The organism is Jatrophihabitans sp., assembly GCA_036399055.1.
In the GTDB taxonomy this organism is placed as follows: Bacteria; Actinomycetota; Actinomycetes; order Mycobacteriales; family Jatrophihabitantaceae; genus Jatrophihabitans_A.
Genome location: DASWNX010000035.1, coordinates 19,400 through 44,659, shown reverse-complemented (window position 1 = coordinate 44,659; position 25,260 = coordinate 19,400). Strand labels below are relative to the sequence as shown.

Sequence of the window (25,260 nt, the reverse complement as noted above, 5' to 3'; positions counted from 1 at the left end):
GATGGCTAAACTGAAGGCAGGCGTCGACCCGATCCATGGCCCCCGGTCCCACTTATGCCGCCACGAGCGGCCTTTTGCCGAGAGGCGACCTGGCGGGTCGGCGTCTACATAAGCTCTAAGGCCTGTGACCGCCGGACGAAGGACAGCGTATGAGTTCCGGCGATGGGTGGATCACCTGCGCGGCCGGCCACCGGCACTGGGGCCGCTTCGGCGCCGCCGGGTTGCTGTTGATGAGCGATGACCAGGTGATCCTGCAGCACCGCGCCCCCTGGACTCACCAGGGCGACACCTGGGGCATCCCGGGAGGCGCCCGCGACAGCCACGAGGACGCGATCACCGCGGCGTTGCGCGAGGCAGCCGAAGAGGCGCACCTGTCGGCAGCCGACATCGACCCGATCGGTGTCTACATCGATGACCACCACGGCTGGAGCTACACCACGGTGGTGGCCCAGGCCACCCGGACGGTTCGGCCCTACGCCGCGAACGCCGAGAGCGTGGCGGTCCGCTGGCACGCGGTCGCCGAGGTGGCCGATCTGCGGCTGCATCCCGGCTTCGCCTCCGCCTGGGACCGCCTGCAGGACGTGCCCCCGCCGCTGTTCCTGGTGGTGAGCCAGGAGACCGCCGACGATCCGCTGCTCGAGCAACTGCGCGCGGCCGGCATCGCCACCGACCGGCTGCCCGCCGGAATGTCCGGCGGCGGCCTGACCCGGCTGCTGCCGCATGTGGTCTACGCCGGCGACCTGGCGGCCAGCCTCGCCCCCGCCTACGCCGATCGCGGCCAGGTGTTCCTGGCGGAAGAGCCGGCGGATCTGCGGCTGCTGGCCTGAGCTCGGCGGCTGCCTGAGCCGGCGCTCGCCTGCGCCCGGCGGCTGCCTGAGCCCGGCGGCTGCCTGAGCCCGGCGGCTGGCCTGAGCCCGGCGGCTGGCCTGAGCCAGCGGCTAGGCGATCGGACCGGCGCCGCTAGCGTCTGCGGGGTGCGCATCCTGCTTCCCCCCAGCGAGTCCAAGAATCCCGGTGGCCGGGGGCTGCCGCTGGCCCGCCGTCGGCGACGGCAGCCAATCCAGGACAGCCGCGACCTGGTCCTGCAGGCCCTGGACCGGCTGCTGGCCGGTGACGGGGACCTCGACGCGGCCCGCTCGCTGCTATTGCCCGACTCGGTCGCGGCCGACGCCCTGGCTGACAACCGGCGGATCAGGACGGCGCCGACGATGGCTGCGCTGGACCGCTACGCGGGCGTGGTCTATGACGGGCTGTTCCTCCAGCCGCTGAGCCAGGCGGCCCGGGCGGTGGCCGACCGCGAGCTGTTGATCTTCTCCGGCCTGTTCGGGGTGCTGCGGGGCGGCGACCCGGTGCCTGCCTACCGGGTTCCGGCCAAGGCCGCGCTGCCCGGCCTGGGCGTGCTGTCGACGTTCTGGCGGCCGCGGCTGGAGGCGGTGATGCCGGCCCTGCTTGACAGGGGGCTGCTGATCGACCTGCGATCGGCCGACTACGCCGCGATGTGGCAGCCGGCCGGCCGCGGCTCGCGGGCCGGCGAGCTGGTCAGCGTCCGGGTGCTCTCCCCCAGGCCGGACGGCAGCCTCGGGGTGATCTCATTCGCCTCCAAGCTGGCCAAGGGCCGGCTCACGGCCGCGTTGCTGGAACGCCGGGCCGCCGGCCAGCCGGTCCAGGACGTCGCCGACATCTCAGCGGCCTGGGCCGCCGCCGGTGGCAGCGACCTGATCGAGCGCCGCACGCCGCTGGGCGTGGCTCTGGAGCTGATCACCGCCACCGCCACCGGGCCGGCCGGGGTCACCGGCTCGGCTCGCGCGCTGAACCCCGGCTCGGCTCGCGCGCTGAACCCCGGCCGGCTCGCGCGCTGAACCCCGGCCGGCCCGCGGCTTCAACCCGGCCGGCTCGCGGCTTTCAACCCGGTCAGATCGAGGCCTTGACCCGGGCCGGATCGCGGCCAACCCCGTATAGCAGCGGCAATCAGGGATAAGACAGCCGGGTCAGCCCACCCCGGTGCCTGCGGGCAAATGCGACTCAGCCACTATCGACGGCATGCGATTGGACCATCTCTCCTACGCAGCAGGCCCAGAAGGTCTCGCCTCGTGCGTTCAGCGGCTCGGTTCCCAGCTCGGCGCCGGCTTCACCGACGGCGGTCTGCACCCCCGCTTCGGCACCCGCAACTTCGTCCTGCCGCTGTCCGGCGGCATCTACCTCGAAGTCGTCGAGGCGCTGGACCACCCGGCTGTGGAGTCGGCGCCGTTCGGCCGCGCGGTCAAGGCCCGCAAGCTGGCCGGCGGCGGCTGGTTCAGCTGGGTGGTCGCGGTCACGGACCTGCCCGCCATCGAGCAGCGCCTGGGTCGCCGGGCAGTGCCTGGGCACCGCAGGCGTCCGGACGGCTATGACCTGCGCTGGAAGCAGATCGGAGTCCTGGACACCGCCGGCGACCCGCAGCTGCCGTGGTTCATCCACTGGGAGTCCGACCAGGCCGAGCACCCGGCCGCAGCCGGCGGCAAGGTCAACCTCGAGCTGCTCGACATCGCCGGTGACAGGTCCAGGGTCGTGGACTTCCTCGGCGACCGCGCCACCAAGTCACTGGATGACCTCAATGTGCGGTGGCTGCCGGTGGAGGACAACGACGGCGAGACCGGCATCGTGGCCGTGCACTTCACCACCGCCCACGGCGTCGTGGTCATCGACTGAGCGAGCAGCCTCAGCTCGCTCGGAGACCGAATCAGTCCAGACGCCGCGTCGCCTTTACTGAGACCACGTTTCCGACCACGATGGATGTCTCGACTACCTGACGGGCGAGCAATGACCTTGAAGATCTCTCCCAGCTCCAGTCATCACGACGTCCGCACGGTGCCGATCGGCGACTACGGCTTCCTCAGCGACGGCGAGACGACAGCGTTGGTGTCCCCCGGCGGCTCGGTGGACTGGATGTGCCTGCCGCGGTTGGACTCGGCCAGCGTGTTCGGCTCGATCCTGGGACGGCACGCCGGGTCGTTCCGGATCGCTCCCGCTGACGTCTCGGTGCCGGCGGCCCGCCGCTACCTGCCCGGCACGATGATCCTGGAGACCAGCTGGGGAACCGCGACCGGCTGGATCATCGTCCGCGACGTCCTGGTGATGGGCCCCTGGCGCCACGAGGCCGAGGTCGACCGCGAACACCGCCGGACGCCGACCGACTACGACGCCGAGCGGGTGCTGCTGCGCACCGTCCGGTGCGTCTCGGGCGAGGTCCAGGTGGTGATGGAGTGCGAGCCGGTGCTGGACTACGGGCGCAAGGCGGTGCGGTGGGCCCACACCGACAAGGGGTACCACCAGGCGCACGGCCAGGTCGAGGGCAGCGACATCGAGCTGACCCTGACCACCGATCTACGCCTCGGTTTCGAGGGTGGGCAGGCCGGCGCCCGGACGCTGCTCAAGGAGGGCGACGTCCGGTTCGTGGCGTTGTCCTGGGGTGGCCGGACGCCGCCGGAGGACTACGCCGACGCCTACGCGCGGATGGTGTGGACCGCCCACCACTGGCAACACTGGCTGGCTCGCGGCACCTTTCCCGACCACCCGTGGCGCACGTACCTACAGCGCAGCGCGCTCACCCTCAAGGGCCTGACCTACGCCCCGACCGGCGCGATCGCCGCGGCTGCCACCACCTCGCTGCCCGAGACCCTGGGCGGCGAGCGCAACTACGACTACCGCTACTCCTGGATCAGGGACGCCACCTTCGCCCTGTGGGGGCTGTACTCGCTGGGCTTTGACTGGGAGGCGCTGGACTTCTTCTCCTTCATCGCCGACCTCGCCGAGCGCGACGCCGACCTGCAGATCATGTATGGCATCGGCGGTGAGCGCGATCTGAAGGAGTACCAGCTCGATCACCTACCCGGCTATGCCAACTCCAGGCCGGTGCGGGTGGGCAACGCCGCCTACGCCCAGCGCCAGCACGACGTCTGGGGAGCGCTGCTGGACTCGGTGTACCTGCACTCCAAGTCCGCCGACCACCTGGACAACCGGATCTGGCCGATCCTGGGCAACCAGGTCAACGCCGCGCTCAAGCACTGGCGCGAGCCCGACGCCGGGATCTGGGAGGTGCGCGGGGAGCTTCAGCACTTCACGTCCTCCAAGATCATGTGCTGGGTGGCGGTGGACCGCGGCGCCCGGCTGGCGTCGATGATCGGTCAGGACGCCGAGGCCGCCCAGTGGGAGCTGGCGGCCGAGGAGATCAAGCAGGACATCCTGGCCAACGGCCTCGACGAGCGCGGGGTCTTCACCCAGTACTACGGCAGCACCGCGCTGGACGCCTCGCTGCTGCTGGCGGTGCTGGTCCGCTTCCTGCCGCCGGATGACCCGCGGATCCGGGCCACCGTGCTGGCGATCGCCGACGAGCTCACCGAGAGCGGCCTGGTGTTGCGCTACCGCCCTGAGGAGACCGACGACGGTTTCTCCGGCGAGGAGGGCAGTTTCACCATCTGCTCGTTCTGGCTGGTGTCGGCGTTGTGCGAGATCGGTGAGTACCACCGGGCTCGCAAGCTGTGCGCCAAGCTGCTGTCCTTCGCCGGGCCGTTGGAGCTGTACGCCGAGGAGATCGACACCCACAGCGGCCACCATCTGGGTAACTTCCCGCAAGCGTTCACCCATCTGGCGCTGATCAACGCGGTGCAGCACGTGATCGCCCTGGAAAAGCTGGAGGAGCAGGCCGCCGACGCCGGCCCGCCGGTGGCCAAACCCTAGTCATCGCCCGTGGCAGGCTGGTCGCTTGCGGTGGCTGGTCCTGGCCCGCGGCAGGTCAGCTCCGGTCGGCGGCCGGATGGATGACGGTGATGCCGGCCGGAGCGGCGCCGGACATGGCCGACAGCGCCGACCCGACATCGTCCAGGCCGATCACGCCGGTGACCAGCTCGTCGGGTCGCACGGCGCCGGAGCGGACCAGCTCCAGCATCGCCGGGTAGTTCTGAGCCGCCATGCCATGGCTGCCCAGCCAGGCCAGCTCCCGGAACGCCAGAAGTGACAGGTCCAGGCGCACCTTGTCAGGCAGCAAGCCGACCTGGACGTGGCGACCGCGCGGCTTGAGCGAGCGCAGCGCGGCCTGCACCACCGACTCGGCGCCGATCGCGTCCATCGTGACCGCCGCGCCGCCGCCGGTCAGCTGCCTGATCTGCTCGGCGATGTCATCGGATTCGTTGGCAGCGCCGGCCGCGCTGGGACCGGAGCCGGCCAGCATCGTGTGCTGCGCGCCGTGCCTGGTCGCCATCGCCAGGGCCACCGGGTTGGTGTCGACCGCGATCACCCGGGCGCCGAGGGCCGCGGCGATCATGACGACGGACAGTCCGACGCCGCCGCAACCGAAGACCGCCAGCCACTCCCCCGGCCGGACGGCGCCGACCGCGGTCACGGCCCGGTAGGCGGTGGCGAACCGGCAGCCCAGCGAGGCCGCGGTGTCGTAGCTGATCTCCTCGGGCAGCGCCACCAGGTTCACCTCGGCGTAGGGGATGGCCACGTACTCGGCGAACGAGCCCCAGTAGTTGAAACCTGGCTGCAGCTGCCGGGTGCAGACCTGCTGATTGCCCTCGCGGCACTGCTCGCAGTCCCCGCACGCGCAGATGAACGGCACGGTCACCCGCTGGCCCGGCCGCCAGCCCCGCACGCTTGAGTCCACCTCGGCGATGGTCCCTGCCAGCTCGTGGCCGGGCACGTGCGGCAAGGCGACGTCCGGGTCATGGCCTTGCCAGGCGTGCCAGTCGCTGCGGCACAGGCCGGTGGAGCTCACCCGCAGGATCACCCCGCCCTGGGGCAGGTCCGGCTCGGGCACGTCGGTGACGGTCGGGGCCTGGCCGAAGTGGTGGATCAGGACTGCGCGCATGGAGCGCATTCTTGCCGATGCCTCCAGTGGCGATTCACCGCCACCGACTCGACGTCCCATGATTGCGGGCCAGCTTCCACACCCAGGGCGGCGACAACGCGGCTGACGATGCCTGGGCACAGTGACATGATCACCGCCATGGACGCCGCCGACCTCTTACGCGGACCGCGTGGCCGCCGGCTCTGCTATGAGCTCAGGCGGATTTCGGCTGAGCACTCGCTGCCGGCGACGCCCGGCCGGATGGAGGTCGACGGTCAGACCGCGGTTGAGGCCGTCGCCGGAGCGTGCGACTGGGCGATGTACTGGCAACCTCCTGACGACGTCGATGTCGATCTGCGGTCCACCCAGTGGCTGAGCCGGCTTCAGCCCGTCGCTGAGGCGATCGCGTCCAGTCCCGCTACGAGTTGGTGGAGCAGCCCGCTCGAGCTTGAAGATCAGCACCTCGTCCGGTTTCTCGATGAGGACGCTGCGCAGCCGGAGGACGAGCCGACGCTGACCGGCCTGCGGGCAGCGGTGAACGGGCTCAACCTCGAGCACTCCCGCGATCGGCGTGACGATGACGCCGGCGGTGGGTTTGGCGCCGTGTGGAAGAAGATCAGCAGCGCATGGCGGCCGGTGCCTGGCCTTGACCCAGGCAGCGGTCCGGTCGAGTGGAAGACGGTCAGCGGCGTGTGGTGGTCGGCGCCGATAGCGCACCCCGGGGTGCGCACTGCCCGCTCGATCCGACAGCCGTCGCTACCGGTCGGCCTGGTCTTCGTGGAGGACTCGTTCGGCTGGACCGCCGCGACGTCCTGGCAGGTCTGTCCGACTCGCGATGCCAGGGTCCTCGAACTAGGCGCCCCGCAGCACTGGGTAGACCTGGTTCGCCGTTACCCGCTGGACGTCACGGACACGAGCAAGCGCGGCGACTGGTGGCGGACGACGGGCCGGGACGGCAGGTGGGCGATGCCTGATTGGCCTTCGGTCGCCGAGGACTGGGACGCGGTCCATCTGAGCGTCGCCGGCTACCTGACAACCGCCGGGCGGGCCTTGCCGGTGGATTCGGACACCGCGACCGTTCTGGCGGGGTGGCCGCCTGACGCGACGTTCTGGCTCGCCGACGTCCTGCGAGTCACGGGCGGACCTACGCAGTGGCGCAGGGACACCGACACCAATGCCTGGACGCGAACCTGACAAGGTCTGACGGCGCGTCCTCGGGTCGGTGAGGTGGCATGCCGCGACCTAGACTTGGGTGCTTTGGTGATCGAGCGTTTTCTCTGATGGGTGGGTGATAGGTGACTGTCGTGGACAACGCCGTCTACGTGGACGGCTGCAGGCATGCTGAACCGCCGTCTCTTGAGGTCACCTACGAGATGCTGCGCGACCAGAAGGGCATGGGGTGGATCGGGCTGTACCGGCCCGACCCTCATGAGGTCCGGTCCGTGGCTGCGGAGTTCGAGATCCACGGCCTCGCAGTCGAGGACACCATCTCGGCGCACCAGCGTCCGAAGTCCGAGCGCTACGGCGACGTGCTGTTCACGGTATTGCGCCCGGCCCGCTACATCGAAGCTGACGAGCGGGTCGAGTTCGGTGAGCTGCACGTGTTCACCGGCAAGGACTTCGTCGTGACCGTGCGGCACGCCGAGGCCCCGGACCTCGGTCGGGTGCGTCGGCGGCTCGAGGCCGACCCGGACCTGCTGCGGTTGGGCCCGCAGGCGGTGCTGTACGCGATCCTCGATGAGGTCGTGGACGAGTACGAGCCGGTCGTCGTCGGGTTGGAGAACGACATCGACGAGATCGAGGACCAGGTGTTCGAGGGTGACCCTGAGGTCTCGCGTCGCATCTACCAGTTGTCCCGTGAGGTCATCGAGTTCCAGCGCGCCACGAAGCCGCTGCTCAAAATCCTCGCCGAGCTCGGCGAAGGGTTCGACAAGCATGAGGTCGACGGCGAGTTGCAGCAGTATCTGCGCGACGTGCAGGACCACACCATTCGCATCGTGGAGCGCGTCGACGGGTTCCGGGCGCTGCTGCAGAACATCCTGACCGTCAACGCCACGCTGGTGGCGCAACGTCAGAACGAGGAGACCCAACGGCTGACCGAGACGAGTCTGAAACAGAACGAAGAGGTCAAGAAGATCTCCTCGTGGGCGGCGATCCTGTTCGCGCCCGCCCTGATCGGCACGGTGTATGGCATGAACTTCGACCATATGCCGGAGCTGGGGTGGAAGTACGGCTACCCGATGGCGCTCGGATTGATGGTGTTGATGGGAGTCGGGCTCTATCTGGTGTTCAAGCGGCGCGACTGGTTGTAGGGCCGCTGTCTGAGTCGGCGGGCGCGCCGTTCGGTGCAGGCGACGGCGCCCCCGTTGGTCACGGCACGGCGCAGCTTCCGGATTCGGCTGGCACGGCGAGCCCTAGCTGAGCTTGCCGTTGGCCCGGAGCGCCGCCAGCACCAGGTTCACCGCTTCGGAGGACTGGTCCACCCCCGTCGCGCGGAACGAGTAGTTCAGACCTCCCGGGTCGACCAGGTTGAGTTCCACCACGTAGGGGTAGGCGAGGTCTATGCCGGAGTAATGGATGCCCATCGACATGAGATTCTTGCCCAGCTGGCGGCAGAAAGCGTCTTCCTCCGGCGTGAGATTCAATATTTCGTAGCGCGCTCCGAGGGAGACATTGCCCCGGTCGTCGTCATCGATATGCAACCGTCGAAAACCGCACACTGGCACGTCACCAGCGATGATGACCCGGTTCTCGTTGGCACGGACATTAGGGATGTATTCCTGCACTGCCGTATATCGCTTGGCGAGGCCGATGATGTTGCGGCTGTACATCTCATACCGGGGCACCTCGTTGCCCGTTACCGATTGCAGCAGGGCTCGACGGTTGCGCTCTGCCTTGCTGATGAAGTACACATCCGCGCCGCAACCCTCGTTGGTCGGCTTCAGCACCCAGGAGCGCTGCGGCTCGGACTCCACCAGCTTGTCGAGGAAGTCGAAGTCATTGGACACGTAGGATGAGGGCAAGTTCTCTTTCGGGACCGCTACGCCGAGCGTGATTTTGGAGTTCAGGTAGAACAACGCGGCGGCGTCGTTGACGAATGGCACTCGCTGGTTCAGCACCCAGAGCAGCTGAAACGAGTCGACAAGCACTGCAGGGTTGGTACCTGCGAGAACCCAGACCAAGTCGAACTCCTCGGCCGAGGCGTAAGGCATGGCCAGCGAGGGGAAATCATGCCCGCTGACGAACTCCTCGTTCAGCTCGACCATGTCGCACACCACGACTGAGTCGTGAATCGAGACGGTGTCGATGTCGCCGACGAAAACCTGATGGCCCTCGCGGAAGAGCGCGCTGGGAATGATCGACTGGTTGTCCAGGCGAAACTTCGCCGCCTCCGACACCAGCACGAGGATCTTGTAGGACATCTTCAAGCCTTTCAGTGATCGCGAACCTGAATCAGATGGGGAATGTCAGTGGGCGAGTTGCTGGTAGACGGCGGCAGATGCCCGGTCCAGGTTGGCGGCCAGCTCAACGGAGTCGGCCCCGGTGGCCACCACGAAGCCGTGCCTGTCGGCCGAGCGGTGAACAACCGAGGGTCGCTGGCCTGCGGGTACCGACAGCACGACCTCGTGGATACCGGGAAGGCGTTCGACCGGCGCGAGATCCAGCGCGGCCAGGGCGACAGCAGTGTCGAAGCTGAGGTACCGGATGCCGGCAAGCCGCTGTGTCCGCGGCTCCAAGTCGCAGTCGATCCCGAGGGTGAGCGCCATGGTTTGCTCGAACACATCGATTCCGGTGGCCAACTGAATCAGGTCGCTGATCCGATCACCCCCGGGTCGCCCGTGGGACTCGATCAACTGAGGTCCCGTGCGGGTGAGCATGACTTCGGTGTGGCTCACGCCGTAGCGATGTCCTGCTGCCGTCAAGGTCGCTTCCACCACGTTCCACAGCCGGTCGTGCTCCGGCTTGTCCAGCGAGATCGGCAGGGTGTGGCCCATCTCGACGAAATCCGGCCTCCCCGTCGTGATCTTCTCCGTCACCGCCAACAATGTGTGTTGGCCGTCAACGCTCATCGCCTCGACACTGACCTCACGGCCCAGCAGGTATTCCTCGATCAGAACGCCGCCTGACACCGGGAACTGGTCGGCGTAAGCGCGGCAATCATCTGAGCCGGCGAGGTACCGAACCCCCGCACTACCCGTGCCGTCCATCGGCTTGACAACGCAGGGATAGCCGATCAGTTCGGCGCCGGCGAGTAATTCGTCCAAGCTCAGACAGACGCGGTGCCGCACCGGGCGTCCCGCGCGATCACCGACAGCCGCTCGCAGTGCGGCCTTGCGCTGGAAGGCCAGCAACGAAGCTAGGGTGTTGCCAGGCCAATGAAATCGCTCATTGGCCACTGCCGCCGCGTAGGAGCCGATCTCGCCGAACCCGAACGCGCCCACGCAACTGGATGCCAGCGGGGCTAACTGAGCCAGTGCCGCGTCAAGGTCGGTCAGCCACTCACATCGCAGTAATTCATCGACGTATTCACCAGGCGGCGTCGGCGCCTCTTGTTGGATGACGACCACAGTGTCGAGGCCCAGCCGGCGAGCGGCTCGAAGAACCAGGTCTCTTGGATTGAACAACACTACGGCGCGCTCAGACATAGCCTCTCCGCGATTTCGGTAGCAGTGCGCTGGCGCCAGCGGCGGCCACCGCGCAACCGGCCACCGCCATCCACACGGCGGCCCTTCCGTCCAACGCCTCGAACAGCGTGCCGCCGAGACTCGCGCCTAGCAGGCTTCCGCAGGCAGCCGCGGTGCTCAGGACACCCAGCGCCCGGCCGGTTCGATGTCGAGGTGCGACCCTGACGACCTGCTCGTCCAGGCTCGGACCGATCAACATCTCGGCCAGAGTCAACGGTAGGACAAAGCACAGGACTGACCACCACCCGGCTTCTGACATCAGGATCGTGTAGGCGATGGCGAACGAGACGAACCCCAGGATCAGCAGCGTGCGAGCATCTGCCCTCTTGAACACCCGTTGCAGCAGTACGTATTGGAACAACACCACAAGAGCTCCGTTGAGGGTGAAGATCACCGAGATGGCGGTCGGCGTGCCGGTCATCGCCTTGACCGCGACAGGCACGACGGTATTCAGCTGACTGTAGATCGCCCAGTACGCGACAGTGATGACACACAAAGTGCCCCAGTTCGCAGCACCCCACACCGGGTGCGGGACAGCGCTCTGGGTGGCCGCTGCGACTGTTCCGGCGCGGGCGGGTGACACGTGGTTCGGTGCGCTACCGGGGGGTGAAGCTGAGCCCGAAGGCACTTCGGCTGGTGAGGATGAAGCCCAGGCTTCGATGTTTGCCGAAGTCGCTTCGGCTACTGCCGGCCGTCGCGGTTCAGGACGGTTCGCGCGCACTTGCACTAGCCGTATCGCCAGCACCAGATGGGAGAGCACGCACACCAGGAGGATGACGCGAAAGCCGGCGCGATAAGTCAACGCGCCGAGGGCTGGCCCCACGACCACACCGACGTTGACGAAGGTGGAACGTAACGCCAGCATCGCGCGTGGGGAGGACGCTGGCTCCGTCACCAGCATCGTCTTGATCGTCAGGCCCAGCATTGAACCGCCGACCCCGATTGCGACGATACCGCCCGTCAAGGGCGCCAGCGCTTTGCCGGGGCTCAGACCCAGTATCAGATAGCCCGCTATCCGGAACGCGAAGCCACAGCCGAGGACGCGGAGTGCGCCGAACCGGTCCAGCAGCAAACCGGTGACCAGCGAAAAGCCCTGCGAGCTGAACGCCAGCAAACCCACCATGGCGCCCATGACGCCCGCGCGTACGCCTCGCGCTGTCAGATCGATGGCAAGCAACGGCAGAAACATGAAGGTCGTCACGCCCGTGACAAGCACTGCCACCAGCAGCACTCGAATTCGAGAAGAGGCTTCACCCCAGGCAGTCACTCTTCGGCTGCTCCAGTCGTGCTCCCCTGCGCGTCGATCTCGTCCTGTAGCCAGCGTTCGACTTGGAGGAGACGCCTTTCCAGCTCGACGGAATCGGCCCCTCTCACCACCGCATAGCAGAGGTGAGAGGTGCTGTTCTGAGCTGTGGCGCCAGCGGATAGTTGCTCGTTGACCTGATAGTCGGTGACCCAATCGAAGGGAGGTCGTGACGGTGGCCTTACCGCCCGTCCGGGGGGCACCATCGCGACTGCGCCGTGCACCTGGTCCGGCGCCGTCGTTGGCGCGGGTCGCACCGGAAGGCCGCAGGACAACCGCAGCCAGGTGCTCACCAGGTCCACATCGTAGGTAGCACGCGTGATCATGGGAATCCGGGCGCCGCCGGCCCGGGATGCGATCTCACAGAGCAGGAGCTCGCCGGGCCGGGGCTGGAACACCTCCAGGTGGTATGCCGAGACCGGCGGTAGCTCGAAGGCGCTGAGCACCTGATCGAAGAACACCTCGAGTTCCTTGGCCGTCGGCTCGTCCGGATGGAACTGCAGGGACCCGTTGTTGATGCCACCCAGCACGCCAAGCGGTGTCCGCAGGTAACGCGAACTCGAGATGAGGCGGTAATCCTCGGCGAGGACTGCGTCTACATGCAGAATTGGCCCAGGGACGAACTCCTCGACCATCAGATCCTCACGCCAGCGCAGACGGCTGAACCTCTCCAGCTCAGACGATGAGCGCAGGACGGTGATGTCTCGCGAGCCGCCTTGCTTCCGAGGCTTGACCACCACCGGGTATCCCACTTCGCCGATGAACTCCATCAGGTCACCGATGTGGTTCAGTCCGCGGAAACGCGGCACCCGCACGGTCTTACTGGCCACCTGTTTCATCAGCACCTTGTCACGGAAGGACGCGGCACTGGCCTCGGACTGACCGGACAACCCAAGCCGTGCGCGAATTCGAGCGGCACGTTCCAGGTCATATTCGTTGTCCGTGATGACATGCGAGAAATCGGTTGCGGTCGCACGCTCAAGAATGCTCAGCTCGGCGTATGGAACGAGCTCACAGTCAGGAACGTACTCGTAGTATGCGAACTCCTCCGTCGACTTGAGGTCGTGATGGCTGAAAACCACCAAGTCACTGGCCCGCTCCGGCAGCATTCGGGCGTAGTCGTTCTTGGCCCCATAATTGATGATCGCAATGGCGCTCATCGTGTCAGCTCGTGGTCCAATTGCTTGCGCATGTCAGCCGGCAGATAGTTCGGGTTACCTGCTGTCGGCGATCCGAGTGTCAAGGCCAAAGTGGGCTCATAATTGGCACAATCAGTCGGGTTCGTGCTCCACGGCACCAGTGACGCAGCCTCGCGATTCATTTCCTCAATGGTCTTCAAGCGCGAATCAAGTCCTTTCTCGGCCAACCAGTTCTCGTCAAAAGCAGTGGCCAAGTACCGCTCCCCACGATCTGCCGCTAAGCAGGCTACCCGCTCTCCAGAACGGCATCGTCTTGCCAGCGCAAGCGCCACGAGCGCACACGCGCCGGTGGACACGCCAACTAGCAGTCCCTCATGCCTAGCCAGGACGCGGGTCATATCGTAGGCCTGCTGGTCAGTTACTTTGTAGACCGAATGAAGGCGTGAGAGATCATCGATGTTGTCCGGGGTCCAGCTCAAGCCCACCCCAGGCACCAAATAGGCGTGAGCGGGTCCGCCGAATATGGCACTGCCGTACACGTCCACCCCGACCACCCGCACCGTCGGGTCGTGACGAGCGAAGTAGCGCGAGATGCCGCCGATCTGGCCGCCGGTGCTGACAGAACAGACAACGTAGCGCAGGCTCGCCCCCACCTGCTCGGCGAGTTCGGGAGCGGTGCCCAGGTAGTGCGCCTCCCCATTCTGCAGGTTGAAGCACTGGTCGGGCCTGAAGGAATTCGCGATCTCGGCATGTAGCTTGTTGGCCAGCGCGATCCGGGTCTTGTGATAGGAGCCGGAGTCGTCCTGTTCGTCCACGACAATGATCTGGGCGCCATATGCCTCAAGGAGGCTGCGATTGGTCGGCGTGATCTTGGGGTCGACGACTGCGATGACGTCGTAACCTCGGATCGCTCCGATCATCGCCAGAGCGATACTGAAATTGCCGGACGACGATTCGATAACTGTCGCCCCGGGCCGCAGGAGGCCGGATTCCTCCGCGCTACGAATGATGTGCCACGCAGCACGATCCTTCAGGCTACCTCCGGGATTGGCGGACTCAAGCTTCACGACGACTTCTCCGTCACCCTTCCGCGTGAGGTTCGACAGGCAGGCCACCGGCGTACTTCGTACTGTCTCCAGCAGCGCGGGAAGAGTGTGAGACACCGCCGCTTGTCCTTCCGTTGATTCGGACACTGCGGACTAACCTACTACAACGGTCTAATCAGTTGAAACAACCCTCCGTTACATCAAGGTGCTTTTCCTACGCCAGCACATAGGCAGCACGCGGGCGGTCCGGGCCTAGACACAGTCGGCGCTGTCGCGTTGATGAATCAGGCGGCGCAGTTACACCGGCCAGGCGCCGTTCCGCCTTGCGACTGGCCGGTATGGGGGGTCGCGGCTGGGCCTGGCACACCCTGTGAACGTGGTTGCCGATGCAGGGTGGTCCTGGCGGCAGGGTCATGACCAGGTCTTCCTCGGTTGCGGCGAAACTCGCTGGCACGCGGCGGTGTGGAACCGTCCGTCGATCAGGAGGGCAGGTGCGTCGCAGTGAGGAGTGGGCAGCGTGGCTCGCCCAGGAGCGACTGGAGCACGTTTCGGTCGGGTGTTGCTGACGAAGAGACGACGCCGACACCTACAGGCAACTCGTAGTCCCCATCCCAGGTCACTGACACCACAACGGGTGCCTCTCCCACCATCTGGCAGGAGAGACACCCGTTGTAGCGACTTTCATGGGGCCGTAGGCGCGCCGAAGGTTATAAGGCTAGGAGACTTCATAACCTTCCAAGTTCAGCTGCAGCCGGAGGTGCTTCCGCAACCTTCGCAGACGAAGCAGGAACCGGCGGGGCGCATCTTGGTGCCGCAGTTCATGCACAGTGGGGCGTCCGCGGAGGTGCCGATGATGGATTCCAGCAGCTCGGTGGAGCTGTGCACCGTCGACATCGACTCAGGGATGGCGGCGGGCTTGGCCTCGGCCACCGGCACCGACTGGGCCAGGTTCTCGAAGTCGTCCTCGGATGAGCCGTAGCTGCCGGTGTCCAGCTGCCGGGCACGCTCCTCGGCGGTGTGGATGCCCATCGCGCTGCGGGTCTCGAAGGGCAGGTAGTCCAACGCCAGCCGCCGGAAGATGTAGTCCACGATCGACTGCGCCATCCGGATGTCCGGGTCATCGGTCAGACCGGCCGGCTCGAAGCGCATGTTGGTGAACTTCGAGACGTAGGTCTCCAGCGGCACGCCGTACTGCAGCGCGATCGAGATCGCGATCGAGAAGGCGTCCATGACACCGGCCAGCGTCGAGCCCTGCTTGCCGAGCTTGAGGAAGACCTCGCCGAGGCCGTCGTCGGGGTAGGAGCCGGCGGTCAGGTAGCCCTCGGCGCCTCCGACGGCGAAGGAGACCGTCTGCGAGGGCCGCGACTTGGGCAGCCGCTTGCGGATCGGGCGGTGCTCGACCGTCGACTCGACTGCCACCGCGCCGGCCTTCTTGGCCTCCTTGCCTGCCGACAGCGGCTGGCCCACCTTGCAGTTGTCGCGGTAGACCGCCAGCGCCTTCAGGCCCAGCTTCCAGCCCTGGAAGTACACATCGGCGATGTCGTCGATGGTCGCGGACTCCGGCAGGTTGACCGTCTTGGAGATCGCGCCGGAGATGAACGGCTGGGTCGCGGCCATCATCCGGACGTGGCCCATCGCCCTGATGGCCCGGGCGCCCATGGCGCAGTCGAAGACGTCGTAATGCTCGGTCCTGAGTCCCGGGGCGTCCTGGACGTGCCCGTGCTCGCCGATGAACTCGACGATCGCCTCGATCTGCTCCTGCTGGTAGCCCAGCGCCTGGAGCGCCCGCGGCACCGTCTGGTTGACGATCTGCATCGAGCCGCCGCCGACCAGCTTCTTGAACTTCACCAGCGCCAGGTCAGGCTCGATGCCGGTGGTGTCGCAGTCCATCATCAGGCCGATGGTGCCGGTGGGCGCCAGCACCGAGGCTTGGGCGTTGCGCCAGCCGTTGACGGCTCCGATCTTGAGGCACTTGGCCCACTCCTCGGTGGCCCGGCCCAGCACCGCCTTGTCGGTCTGGTGGAAGAACCGCACGCTGTCGTTGGCGGCGGCGTGCTTGCGCATCACCCGGGCGTGGCCCTCGGCGTTGCGGGCGTAGCCGTCGTACGGGCCGACCACGCCGGCCAGCTCGGCCGAGCGGCGGTAGGCGGTGCCGGTCATCAGCGAGGTGATGGCGGCGGCCATCGCCCGGCCGGCGTCAGAGTCATAGGCCAGGCCCGAGGCCATCAGCAGCGCGCCGAGGTTGGCGTAGCCGATGCCCAGCTGCCGGTAGGCGCGGGTGTTGACGCCGATCGCCTCGGTCGGGAAGTCGGCGAAGCAGATCGAGATGTCCATCGCGGTGATGATCAGCTCGACGGCCTTGACGAACTTGGCCGAGTCGAAGGAGTTGCCGGCGCCGTCGGCGCCGAGGAACTTCATCAGGTTCAGCGACGCCAGGTTGCAGGAGGTGTTGTCCAGGCTCATGTACTCCGAGCACGGGTTGGACGCGGTGATCCGGCCGGACTCGGGGTTGGTGTGCCAGTCGTTGATGGTGTCGTCGTACTGGATGCCCGGGTCCGCGCACTCCCAGGCCGCCTTGGCGACCTTGTGGAAGAGCTGCTTGGCGTCGATGGTCTCGATGACCTCGTGGTTGGAGCGGGCGCGCAACCCGAACTGGGCGCCTTCCTCGACGGCGTGCATGAACTCATCCGACACCCGGACGGAGTTGTTGGCGTTCTGGTACTGCACGGAGGTGATGTCGCTGCCGCCGAGGTCCATGTCGAAGCCGGCGTCGCGCAGCACCCGGATCTTGTCTTCTTCGCGAGCCTTGGTCTCGACGAACTCGACGATGTCGGGGTGGTCGATGTCGAGCACGACCATCTTGGCGGCCCGCCGGGTGGCGCCGCCGGACTTGATGGTGCCGGCCGAGGCGTCCGCGCCGCGCATGAAGCTGACAGGCCCCGAGGCGGTGCCGCCGGAGGACAGCAGCTCCTTGGAGGAGCGAATCCGCGACAGGTTCAACCCCGCGCCCGAGCCGCCCTTGAAGATCAGGCCCTCTTCGCGGTACCAGTTGAGGATTGAGTCCATGGTGTCGTCGACGGCCAGGATGAAGCAGGCGCTGACCTGCTGCGGCGAGGTGGTGCCCACGTTGAACCAGACCGGCGAGTTGAAGCTGAACACCTGGTGCACCAGCATCCAGGTCAGCTCGTGCTCGAAGATCTCCGCGTCCGCCGCCGAGCGGAAGTAGCCGTACTCCTCGCCGGCGACCCGGTAGGTGTGCACCACCCGGTGGATGAGCTGCTTGAGGGACCACTCGCGCTGCTCAGAGCCGACCGCGCCCCGGAAGTACTTGGTGGTGACGATGTTGGCGGCGTTGACCGACCATGACGTGGGGAACTCGACACCGCGCTGCTCGAAGTTGACCGAGCCGTCGCGCCAGTTGGTCATGACCACGTCGCGGCGCTCCCAGTCGAGCTCGTCGAAGGGGTGCACTCCCTCGGTGGTGTAGACCCGCTCGATGACCAAGCCATTGGCGGGGTACACCGGCTTGTCCTTGGCGGTGACCTTCAACGCGCGCGAGTCACCGGCGTGCTTGGAGCCCGCCGACTTGCCGGTGTTCTTCGATGAAGAACTGCCGCTGGACTCGCCTTCGACAACTTCGGTCATAACCCGCTGTTCCCCTTTTCCTTGGTGATCCCGTGTGGTTGCTGTGCTGATGGCTGACCAAGCGGAGCTGCCTGCCTGGCTGCCGTGACCTCGCCTGAACCGTCGAGGCGGTGCTCGGCGCGCAGTTCGCTGATCGCCTTCTCGAAGTCTTCGATGGAGCTGAAGGAGCGGTAGACGCTGGCAAAGCGCAGGTAGGCGACCTCGTCCAGCGCGCGCAGCGGGCCGAGGATCGCCAGACCGACCTCGGGTGCGGGCACCTCGGCCGACCCGGTGGCCCGGATGGTCTCCTCGACCGTCTGGGCAAGCTGAGCCAGCGCGTCCTCATCGACCGGACGGCCCTGGCACGCCCGACGCACTCCCGTGATGACCTTCTGCCTGCTGAACGGCTCGGTCACCCCGCTGCGCTTGATGACGGCCAGAGTGGCTTCTTCGACCGTGGTGAACCGCTTGCCGCAATCGGGGCAGCTCCGGCGCCGCCGGATGACCTGGCCCTCGTCTTGCTCACGGGAGTCCACCACCCGTGAGTCCGGGTAGCGGCAGTACGGGCACCGCATGCGATCGACTCCTCTGACGTGAAGCCCGCGTTCAGCCAAAGGGCTGCTGCGGGGCTGTGCCGGACTATCGCGTCCGCCTTGCCAGGGGACTTCGTCAACAGGTGACTGTCGACAACCTGGGGATGGACCGTGGACGGGCCCTTCCCTCTGTTGACGGCCTGTGGACTACCGAACCCCAACCTGTGGACGACTTACATGCTTGTAACTACTACATGTAGGAACGCTAGAGCGTCGGCAAAGCTTCCGCAAGTAGCGCCGCCGATAAATGGAAGAACTGCTGTGAGCCGCCCGGGAACGCGGACCGCAGCACGGTAAACCTTTAGCCGACCTTGAGGGTTTGGCCAGGACTCAAGGACACGGAGGTGAGGTGGTTGGACTCCCGAATGCTCTGAACCACCTGGCGCGGATCGCGGCCGGGAGCGACCTGGCCGGCGATCGACCAGAGGGTGTCGCCTGGCTGCACCGTGACGACCGCGCTCGGCACGCTGACCGCCGGAGCGGTGGGCGAGCCTGCCGACAGGTGGGCCACGAGCAGCAGCAGGCCGCCTACGGCCGCCACGCCGAGAGCGATCGCCACGACCCCTCGCCTGGTCAGGCGCAGTGGCGCCGCCGCGAGCTGACCGGCGGGGACGCCGATCGAGGGCAGGCTCGCCGTCGCGCTCGCCGGCTTGACGAGCCGGACCGATGAGCGGGCGCCCCGTCCGCCGCGCCGTGCTCCGTCGACCCGGCTGCCCGACGCCGGCGCGCAGCGGCCGGCCGGCTGAACCAGTCGGAGCTGTGGGAGGCCGGCGGGCGTGGTGGCTGGGTCGGCGGGCGCCGCGGGATGCGGCAGCCGCCGGGCGCGAACGGGAATGAACACCGCCGGAGGGAACTCTGTTGCGACTGACATGCCGTGCTCCTCACTGGATCTGATCGGATGGCCAGTTACGCTGAAGATCGAACATGCGTTCGACCAACGTCTGTACCGATGTCTACTACAAGCCTCCGACAGAAACCAGATTCTCGACACGCCGATTCGAACAGGTGTTTGAATCGTTACTCCAGTGACGCTACCTTCGGCACGTTCGTCCCTGGACGACACGACGCCGAGGGAGTAGCCCTCGGCGGCGCCATACCGGCCGCCAGGCCAGATAGAGACAGGGAGACTCCGGTGCCCAAGCCGCCCAAGCCGCCAGCAAGACGAGGTCCGGGACGACCCAGGAACAGCACTATCGCCGAATTCCCCGACCACGACCGCGGAGACGGGCTGACCGCCCGGCAGCGAACCATCCTGAGCGTCATCCGCAACACCGTTCAGCAACGCGGCTTTCCGCCGAGCATGCGCGAGATCGGTGACGCGGTGGGCCTGCAGTCGACCTCAAGCGTCAGCCACCAGCTCGCCGTCCTCGAGCAGAAGGGCTTCATCCGGCGAGACCCGAACAAGCCCCGGGCGCTGGACGTCCGATCTCCGGAGGAGCAGGAAGAGCCAGTCACCGGCTCGCCCGGGATGCACCCGGTGGGCGACGACGCGCTGAACGCCAATGCCCCCGAAGCGGTGATGGTGCCGTTGATCGGCCGGATCGCCGCCGGCGGCCCGATCCTGGCCGAGCAGGTCGTCGAGGACGTCTTCCCGTTGCCGCGGACCCTGGTGGGCGAAGGCACCCTCTATCTGCTGCGGGTGCAGGGCGACTCGATGGTGGACGCCGCCATCGCCGACGGTGACTGGGTCGTGGTGCGCCAACAGCCCAACGCCGACAACGGCGAGATCGTGGCAGCCATGATCGAGGGCGAGGCCACTGTCAAGACGTTGCAGCGCCGTGACGGCCATGCCTGGCTGCTGCCGCACAACGAGGCCTACTCACCCATCCCGGCCGATGAGGCGACCATCCTGGGCCGGGTCGTGGCGGTGCTGCGCAAGGTCTGAGCGACCCCGGAGGACTGCCTCCGGGGTCAGACCCAGGAAATCAGGCCTGCGTCCGCTGCTGAGGTGACTCCTCGGCAGCGGGCGGCAGCGCCACCGGGGCCGGGGTGCCCGGCAGAGGCGGGGCCACGGGCTGGGCGATGACAGGCTCGCTGGCAGCAGCCGGCTGGTTCGCGCCGGGTGCGCTGACCGCAGGCGCGCTGGCGACAGGCGGGGTTCCGGCGGGCGCCTCAGCGGAGTTGCGGGCCGCGTCGTCGGCGTCCATGCCCTTGATCTCGGTCTTGAAGATCCGCAGCGACCGGCCGACCGAGCGCGACATCTCGGGCAACTTCTTGTATCCGAAGAGCACCAGCACGAGCAGCGCGATGATCACCCAGTGCGACGGCGATGTCCAGCCAGTCATAATTACTCTCCCTGTGAAGCTTCGACACACCTTCTGCAGGCAAGCCTACGCGGTGATCGCGTGAAATCCGGCTCAGCGGTCACCGGCTGGCGCGGCCGCCGTGGCGAACTGCTCCAGCGCCGCGGCCAGATCCGCCCGAACCCGCGCGCTGATCAGGGTTCCCTCGCTGGTGTGCTCCTCTGAGAGCATCTCGCCGTCGGCGTGGATCCGGGCGACCAGGTCGCCTCGGGTGTAGGGCAGCAGCACCAGGACCTCGCGCTCCGGCCGGGGCAGCTTCGACTCGATGAGAGCTGCCAGCTCGGCCATCCCGGCGCCGGTCACCGCCGAGACGAACAGCGCGTCAGGCACCAGGCTGCGTAGCCGTAGCTGGGTCTCGGCGTCGGCGGCGTCGGCCTTGTTGAACAGGATCTGCTCAGGCACGTCGAGGGCGTCCAGGTCTGACAGCACCTCGCGCACGGCGCGGATCTGCGCTTCGGGGTCCTCGTCGGAGGCGTCCACCACGTGCAGGATGAGATCTGCCGAAGCGACCTCCTCCAGCGTCGACCGGAAGGCCTCGACGAGCTGATGCGGCAGGTGCCGGACGAAGCCCACCGTGTCAGACAGCGTGTAGACACGCCCGTCGGTGGTCTCGGCACGCCGGACGGTGGGGTCCAGGGTGGCGAACAGCGCGTTCTCCACCAGCACGCCGGCGCCGGTGAGCCGGTTCAACAGAGAGGACTTGCCCGCGTTGGTGTAGCCGGCCAGCACCACCGAGGGCACCTCTTTGTCATCGCGCCGCGAGCGCTTGACGTCGCGGGCGGTCTTCATGCCAGAGATCTCCTTGCGCAGTTTCGCCATTCGGGCGGTGATCCTGCGACGGTCGATCTCCAGCTTGGTCTCACCAGGCCCGCGGCCGCCGATTCCGACGCCGTTGGCTGCCCGGCCGCCGACCTGCCGGGACAGCGACTCGCCCCAGCCGCGCAATCGCGGCACCAGGTACTGCAACTGCGCCAGCTCTACCTGCGCCTTGCCCTCGCGTGAGCGGGCGTGCTGGGCGAAGATGTCGAGAATCAGCGCGGTCCGGTCCACCACCTTGACCTTGACGACCTGCTCGAGCTGCCGCAGCTGGCCAGGCGTCAGCTCACCGTCGCAGATGACGGTGTCGGCGCCGGTGGCGGCGACGATGTCGCGCAACTCCTTGGCCTTGCCCGAGCCGATGTAGGTCGCCGGGTCGGGGCGGTCGCGGCGCTGCACCAGGCCGTCGAGCACCTCCGAGCCGGCGGTCTCGGCCAGCCGGGCCAGCTCGTGCATCGAGTTCTCGGCCTCGGTCAGGGTGCCGGTGGTCCAGACCCCGACCAGCACGACCCGCTCCAGGCGCAGCTGGCGGTACTCGACCTCGGTGATGTCGGTGAGCTCGGTGGACAGCCCGGCGATCCGGCGCAGAGCGGCGCGCTCGGACAGGTCGTACTCGCCGAGGGTGTAGTCCAGCCCGTTGTCGGGCTCAGCGCCGCCAAGGCCGTCAGGGCCCTCAGCGGCGTCGTCGGACAGCTCGGCGCCGTCAACGGCGTAGTGGCTGGAGGGAGTGGCCGGCCCGGTGTCGAACTCGTCGGCCGCGGCATGGCCGGGCTCGGCGGCGGTCGGCACGGTCTGGGAGTCATCACGTCGGTAAGCAGTCATTACCTCCATGGTGACAGCCTCACCGCCCGGAATGCGATTTAATTTCGCCCAGAGCCCTCACCGGTGTGCGGCAAGCCACTCCGGCGACAGCTCCAGGCTGGCGACCAGGACGGCCGGGCCCGACAGCATCAGGTTGCCGTCGGCGTTCCACCACACCCGGCACTCGCCGCCCGGCACCTCGACGATCCACTCCCCCTGGCCGGCCTGCTCCCCGGCGACCGCAGCCACCGCGGCGCAGATTCCGGTGCCACATGAGCGGGTCTCACCCGAGCCCCGCTCGAACACCCGCATCCGCAGCCGATCCGGCCCGAGGCGCACCACGAATTCCACGTTCTGGCCCTCCGGCAACGCCGGATGAACCTGCGGCGGCGCGGTCAGCCGCAACGCCGCCAGTTCCTCCACCGAGGACAGCTGCACCACCACATGCGGGTTGGGCAGATCCAGAGCCACCGACTCGAACACGCCGTCCAGCCCGTCGGCGGTGACCCGCGGCCGCTCCGGCCGGGCAGTCGCCGGGCCCATCTCGGCGGTGATGTGCTCGCCGTCGAAGCTCAGCTCCTTGGGCCCGCCCCGGGTCGCCACCGTGACGGCGCCCCCGGCTGAGTCGGTTAACCCGACTTGCTGCAGGTAACGGCCGAACACCCGCAGCCCGTTGCCGCACATCTCCGCGATCGAGCCGTCGGCGTTGTGGTAGTCCATGAAGTACTCGGCGACCTCAGCCTGAGCCAGGACATCCGGCTCGGTGGCCAGCGCCGTCCGGGTCACCCGCAGCACGCCGTCTGCCCCGATTCCGCCGCGCCGGTCGCACAACGCCCGCACCATCGACGGCGACATCGAGATCACCGCGTCAAGGTCGGGTAGCAGCACGAAGTCGTTCTCGGTGCCATGGCCCTTCATCACCGGCAGTCTGCGGTTCACGTTCCAAGCCTAGCGGGCAACAACGCCAGCGTCTTGTCCAGAAGGCCCGGCGCCGCTGCGTCCAGCCAGTGCAGCCTCGGGTCCCTGCGAAACCAGGACCGCTGCCTGCGCACGAAGCGCCAGGTCCCCCGGACGGTCAGCTCGACGGCCTCGCCGAGGTCGCCCCGCAGCTCGCCCTGCTCATCGAGCACCGCGAGCAGCTGCTGGTAGCCCAGCGCCTTGCCGGCAGTGGGGCTCTCGCGCAGGCCGAATGGCAGCAGCCGGCGCACCTCGTCGAGCAGGCCGCCGGCCATCATGCGATCCACCCGCAGCCGGACCCGCTCCTCCAGCTCAGGGTGCTCCAGCGCGATCTGCACCGTCTCATAGACCGACTCGAAGGCGGGCATCCGGGCGGTGAACAGGCCGCCGGTGAGTTCCATGACCTCCAGCGCCCGCACGACCCGGCGGGCGTTGGACGGCAGGATCGCCGCCCCGGCGGCCGGGTCCAGCCGCGCCAGCCGAGCGTGCAGCACCGCCGAGCCGACCTCGGCCAGCTCGGCCGCCAGCCGAGCCCTGATCTCGGGCGACTCGCCAGGAAACTCCAGGCGGTCCAGGCTGGCCCGGATGTAGAGCCCCGAGCCGCCGACCAGCACCGGCGTCCGGCCCCGGCTCGTGATGTCGGCGATCGCCGCCCGGGCCAGCCGCTGGTACTCAGCGACTGCGGCGGACCTGCTCACGGGCCAGATGTCGAGCAGGTGGTGAACGACGCCGCCGCGCTCGGCCAGAGGCAGCTTGGCGGTGCCGATGTCCATACCGCGATAGAGCTGCATAGAGTCGGCGTTGATGATCTCGCCGCCGATTCGCCGCGCCACCGCCACCGCCAGATCGGATTTGCCGGTCCCCGTCGGGCCCACGATCGCCACCACCGGACGTCCCGGGGGCCCCGCGTCGGTGTCAGTCACGTTGCAAGAGGCTAACCGGCTGCACCGTAGGCGTCTGCAGTCGTGTCTAATGCTCGATATGAGTTCGGAATGGGGACGTATCGACGAGGCTGGCACGGTGTTCGTCAAGACCGCCGACGGTGAACGGGAGGTCGGCTCCTGGCAAGCCGGGGACGCCGAGGCCGGCCTGGCTTACTACACCCGCAGGTATGAAGACCTGCAGACCGAGATCGGCCTGCTGGCAAAGCGGCTGGAATCCGGCGCCGGCGATCCCAAGGCCACCAAGTCCCAAGCCATGACCTTGCACGCCTCGCTGCCGACGGTCGCGGCGGTCGGTGATCTCGCCGCGCTCGACACCCGGCTCGTCGCGTTGATCACCGCGGCCGACGCCAAGATGGGCGAGCAGGCCGAAGCGCGCGACGCTGCCCGCGCCGAGGCCATCGCCAAGAAGGAAGCCCTGGTGGTCGAGGCCGAGACGATCGCGGAAAGCTCCACCCAGTGGAAGGCAGCCGGCGACCGGCTGCGTGCCATCGTCGAGGAATGGAAGTTGATCAAGGGCATCGACCGCAAGACCGACGACGCGCTGTGGAAGCGGTTCGCCGCCGCCCGCGACGCCTTCGGCAAGCGCCGAGGCAGCCACTTCGCCAACCTCGACACCGAGCGCGACGCCGCCAAGTCGATCAAGGAGAAGCTGGTCGCCAAGGCTGAGGAGCTGTCCGGCTCCGAGGACTGGCGCGAGACCTCAGCGGCGTTGAAGGAACTGATGAACGAGTGGAAGCTCGCTCCGCGAACCAACCGCAGCACCGAGGACGCGCTGTGGAAGCGGTTCAGGGCTGCCCAGGACGTCTTCTTCGAGCGGCGTTCGGGGGTCTTCGCCGAGCGTGACGCCGAGCAGAGCCAGAACCTGAAGGAGAAGGAGTCGATCATCGCTGAAGCCGCCGCGCTGGATCTGAGCAATCCGCGGCAGGCTCAGGTGGCGCTGCGCGACCTGCAGGAGAAGCTCGAAGCGCTTGGCCACGTGCCACGCGATGCCGTGCAGCGGCTGGAGGCCCGGATGCGCGCCGCCGAGCAGCGGGTTCGCGACGCGCTTGACGCCGAGTGGAAGCGGGGAGCGACCGAGTCGAACCCCTTCCTGGCCCAGTTGAAAGAACGCCTCCGCGAGGCAGAGGCCAAGCTCGCCAAGGCCCAGGCTTCCGGAGACCCGCAGCGGATCGCCAAGGCTGAAGCCGAGGTCAGCAGGCGCAAGGCCCTGCTGCCGGAGTAGCCG

21 protein-coding genes are annotated in these 25,260 nt (G+C 67.5%); 8 read left to right on the top strand and 13 right to left on the bottom strand.

Annotation, left to right across the window (positions count from 1 at the left end; genetic code table 11):
* Positions 1-149 precede the first annotated feature (149 nt).
* From VGB75_16035 to VGB75_16020, 4 genes are all read left to right on the top strand, one after another.
* On the top strand, positions 150-827 hold the full coding sequence (locus VGB75_16035; GenBank protein ID HEY0168554.1) for an NUDIX domain-containing protein: 678 nt from the start codon (positions 150-152) through the stop codon (positions 825-827).
* Between the two features lie 147 nt (positions 828-974).
* On the top strand, positions 975-1,859 hold the full coding sequence (yaaA, locus tag VGB75_16030; protein HEY0168553.1) for a peroxide stress protein YaaA: 885 nt from the start codon (positions 975-977) through the stop codon (positions 1,857-1,859).
* A 181-nt stretch (positions 1,860-2,040) separates the two neighbouring features.
* Positions 2,041-2,688, top strand: coding sequence for a VOC family protein (locus VGB75_16025; protein ID HEY0168552.1), 648 nt, complete (start codon positions 2,041-2,043; stop codon positions 2,686-2,688).
* A 111-nt stretch (positions 2,689-2,799) separates the two neighbouring features.
* The gene (locus VGB75_16020) at positions 2,800-4,716 is read left to right on the top strand and encodes a glycoside hydrolase family 15 protein (GenBank protein ID HEY0168551.1); all 1,917 of its coding nucleotides are present in this window, start codon (positions 2,800-2,802) and stop codon (positions 4,714-4,716) included.
* Positions 4,717-4,771: 55 nt separating this feature from the next.
* Here VGB75_16020 and VGB75_16015 read toward each other — a convergent pair whose 3' ends face one another.
* Positions 4,772-5,845, bottom strand: coding sequence for a zinc-dependent alcohol dehydrogenase family protein (locus VGB75_16015; GenBank protein ID HEY0168550.1), 1,074 nt, complete (start codon positions 5,843-5,845; stop codon positions 4,772-4,774).
* A 108-nt stretch (positions 5,846-5,953) separates the two neighbouring features.
* On the opposite strand from VGB75_16015, the gene VGB75_16010 reads away from it, so the two are divergent.
* Positions 5,954-7,018, top strand: coding sequence for a hypothetical protein (locus VGB75_16010; protein HEY0168549.1), 1,065 nt, complete (start codon positions 5,954-5,956; stop codon positions 7,016-7,018).
* Positions 7,019-7,128: 110 nt separating this feature from the next.
* The gene (locus tag VGB75_16005; protein ID HEY0168548.1) at positions 7,129-8,136 is read left to right on the top strand and encodes a magnesium and cobalt transport protein CorA; all 1,008 of its coding nucleotides are present in this window, start codon (positions 7,129-7,131) and stop codon (positions 8,134-8,136) included.
* 102 nt (positions 8,137-8,238) lie between these two features.
* Here the strand turns inward: VGB75_16005 and VGB75_16000 are convergent, their stop codons facing one another.
* The 8 genes from VGB75_16000 to VGB75_15965 all read right to left on the bottom strand — a co-directional run bounded on the left by VGB75_16000 (position 8,239) and on the right by VGB75_15965 (position 19,085).
* Positions 8,239-9,246, bottom strand: a complete 1,008-nt coding sequence (locus VGB75_16000; GenBank protein HEY0168547.1) for a hypothetical protein — start codon at positions 9,244-9,246, stop codon at positions 8,239-8,241.
* A 45-nt stretch (positions 9,247-9,291) separates the two neighbouring features.
* On the bottom strand, positions 9,292-10,470 hold the full coding sequence (locus tag VGB75_15995) for an ATP-grasp domain-containing protein (GenBank protein ID HEY0168546.1): 1,179 nt from the start codon (positions 10,468-10,470) through the stop codon (positions 9,292-9,294).
* Positions 10,463-11,731: an MFS transporter gene (locus tag VGB75_15990; GenBank protein HEY0168545.1), complete on the bottom strand. Its 1,269-nt coding sequence runs from the start codon at positions 11,729-11,731 to the stop codon at positions 10,463-10,465. Before VGB75_15990 ends, VGB75_15995 begins: the two co-directional genes overlap by 8 nt.
* Positions 11,732-11,772: 41 nt before the next feature.
* The gene (locus VGB75_15985) at positions 11,773-12,972 is read right to left on the bottom strand and encodes a hypothetical protein (GenBank protein HEY0168544.1); all 1,200 of its coding nucleotides are present in this window, start codon (positions 12,970-12,972) and stop codon (positions 11,773-11,775) included.
* On the bottom strand, positions 12,969-14,144 hold the full coding sequence (locus tag VGB75_15980) for a cysteine synthase family protein (GenBank protein HEY0168543.1): 1,176 nt from the start codon (positions 14,142-14,144) through the stop codon (positions 12,969-12,971). Before VGB75_15980 ends, VGB75_15985 begins: the two co-directional genes overlap by 4 nt.
* 594 nt (positions 14,145-14,738) lie before the next feature.
* Positions 14,739-17,642, bottom strand: coding sequence for a vitamin B12-dependent ribonucleotide reductase (locus VGB75_15975; protein HEY0168542.1), 2,904 nt, complete (start codon positions 17,640-17,642; stop codon positions 14,739-14,741).
* Positions 17,639-18,196, bottom strand: a complete 558-nt coding sequence (nrdR, locus tag VGB75_15970; GenBank protein ID HEY0168541.1) for a transcriptional regulator NrdR — start codon at positions 18,194-18,196, stop codon at positions 17,639-17,641. Before nrdR ends, VGB75_15975 begins: the two co-directional genes overlap by 4 nt.
* A 319-nt stretch (positions 18,197-18,515) precedes the next feature.
* Entirely contained in the window at positions 18,516-19,085 is a 570-nt protein-coding gene (locus VGB75_15965; GenBank protein ID HEY0168540.1) for a LysM peptidoglycan-binding domain-containing protein, read from the bottom strand.
* 261 nt (positions 19,086-19,346) lie between these two features.
* On the opposite strand from VGB75_15965, the gene lexA reads away from it, so the two are divergent.
* Positions 19,347-20,099, top strand: coding sequence for a transcriptional repressor LexA (gene lexA, locus VGB75_15960; GenBank protein ID HEY0168539.1), 753 nt, complete (start codon positions 19,347-19,349; stop codon positions 20,097-20,099).
* Between the two features lie 40 nt (positions 20,100-20,139).
* On the opposite strand, the gene tatA is transcribed toward lexA, so the two are convergent.
* The 4 genes from tatA to miaA all read right to left on the bottom strand — a co-directional run bounded on the left by tatA (position 20,140) and on the right by miaA (position 24,014).
* Positions 20,140-20,499 carry a Sec-independent protein translocase subunit TatA gene (tatA, locus tag VGB75_15955; protein HEY0168538.1) on the bottom strand — a complete coding sequence of 120 codons (360 nt, stop codon included), beginning with the start codon at positions 20,497-20,499 and terminating at the stop codon, positions 20,140-20,142.
* Between the two features lie 72 nt (positions 20,500-20,571).
* Entirely contained in the window at positions 20,572-22,155 is a 1,584-nt protein-coding gene (gene hflX, locus VGB75_15950; GenBank protein HEY0168537.1) for a GTPase HflX, read from the bottom strand.
* A 57-nt stretch (positions 22,156-22,212) separates the two neighbouring features.
* Entirely contained in the window at positions 22,213-23,073 is an 861-nt protein-coding gene (dapF, locus tag VGB75_15945; protein HEY0168536.1) for a diaminopimelate epimerase, read from the bottom strand.
* On the bottom strand, positions 23,070-24,014 hold the full coding sequence (gene miaA, locus VGB75_15940) for a tRNA (adenosine(37)-N6)-dimethylallyltransferase MiaA (protein HEY0168535.1): 945 nt from the start codon (positions 24,012-24,014) through the stop codon (positions 23,070-23,072). The genes dapF and miaA overlap by 4 nt, the downstream gene beginning before the upstream one ends.
* Positions 24,015-24,072: 58 nt before the next feature.
* Between miaA and VGB75_15935 the strand changes: the two genes are divergently transcribed.
* Positions 24,073-25,257: a DUF349 domain-containing protein gene (locus tag VGB75_15935; protein HEY0168534.1), complete on the top strand. Its 1,185-nt coding sequence runs from the start codon at positions 24,073-24,075 to the stop codon at positions 25,255-25,257.
* Positions 25,258-25,260 lie beyond the last annotated feature (3 nt).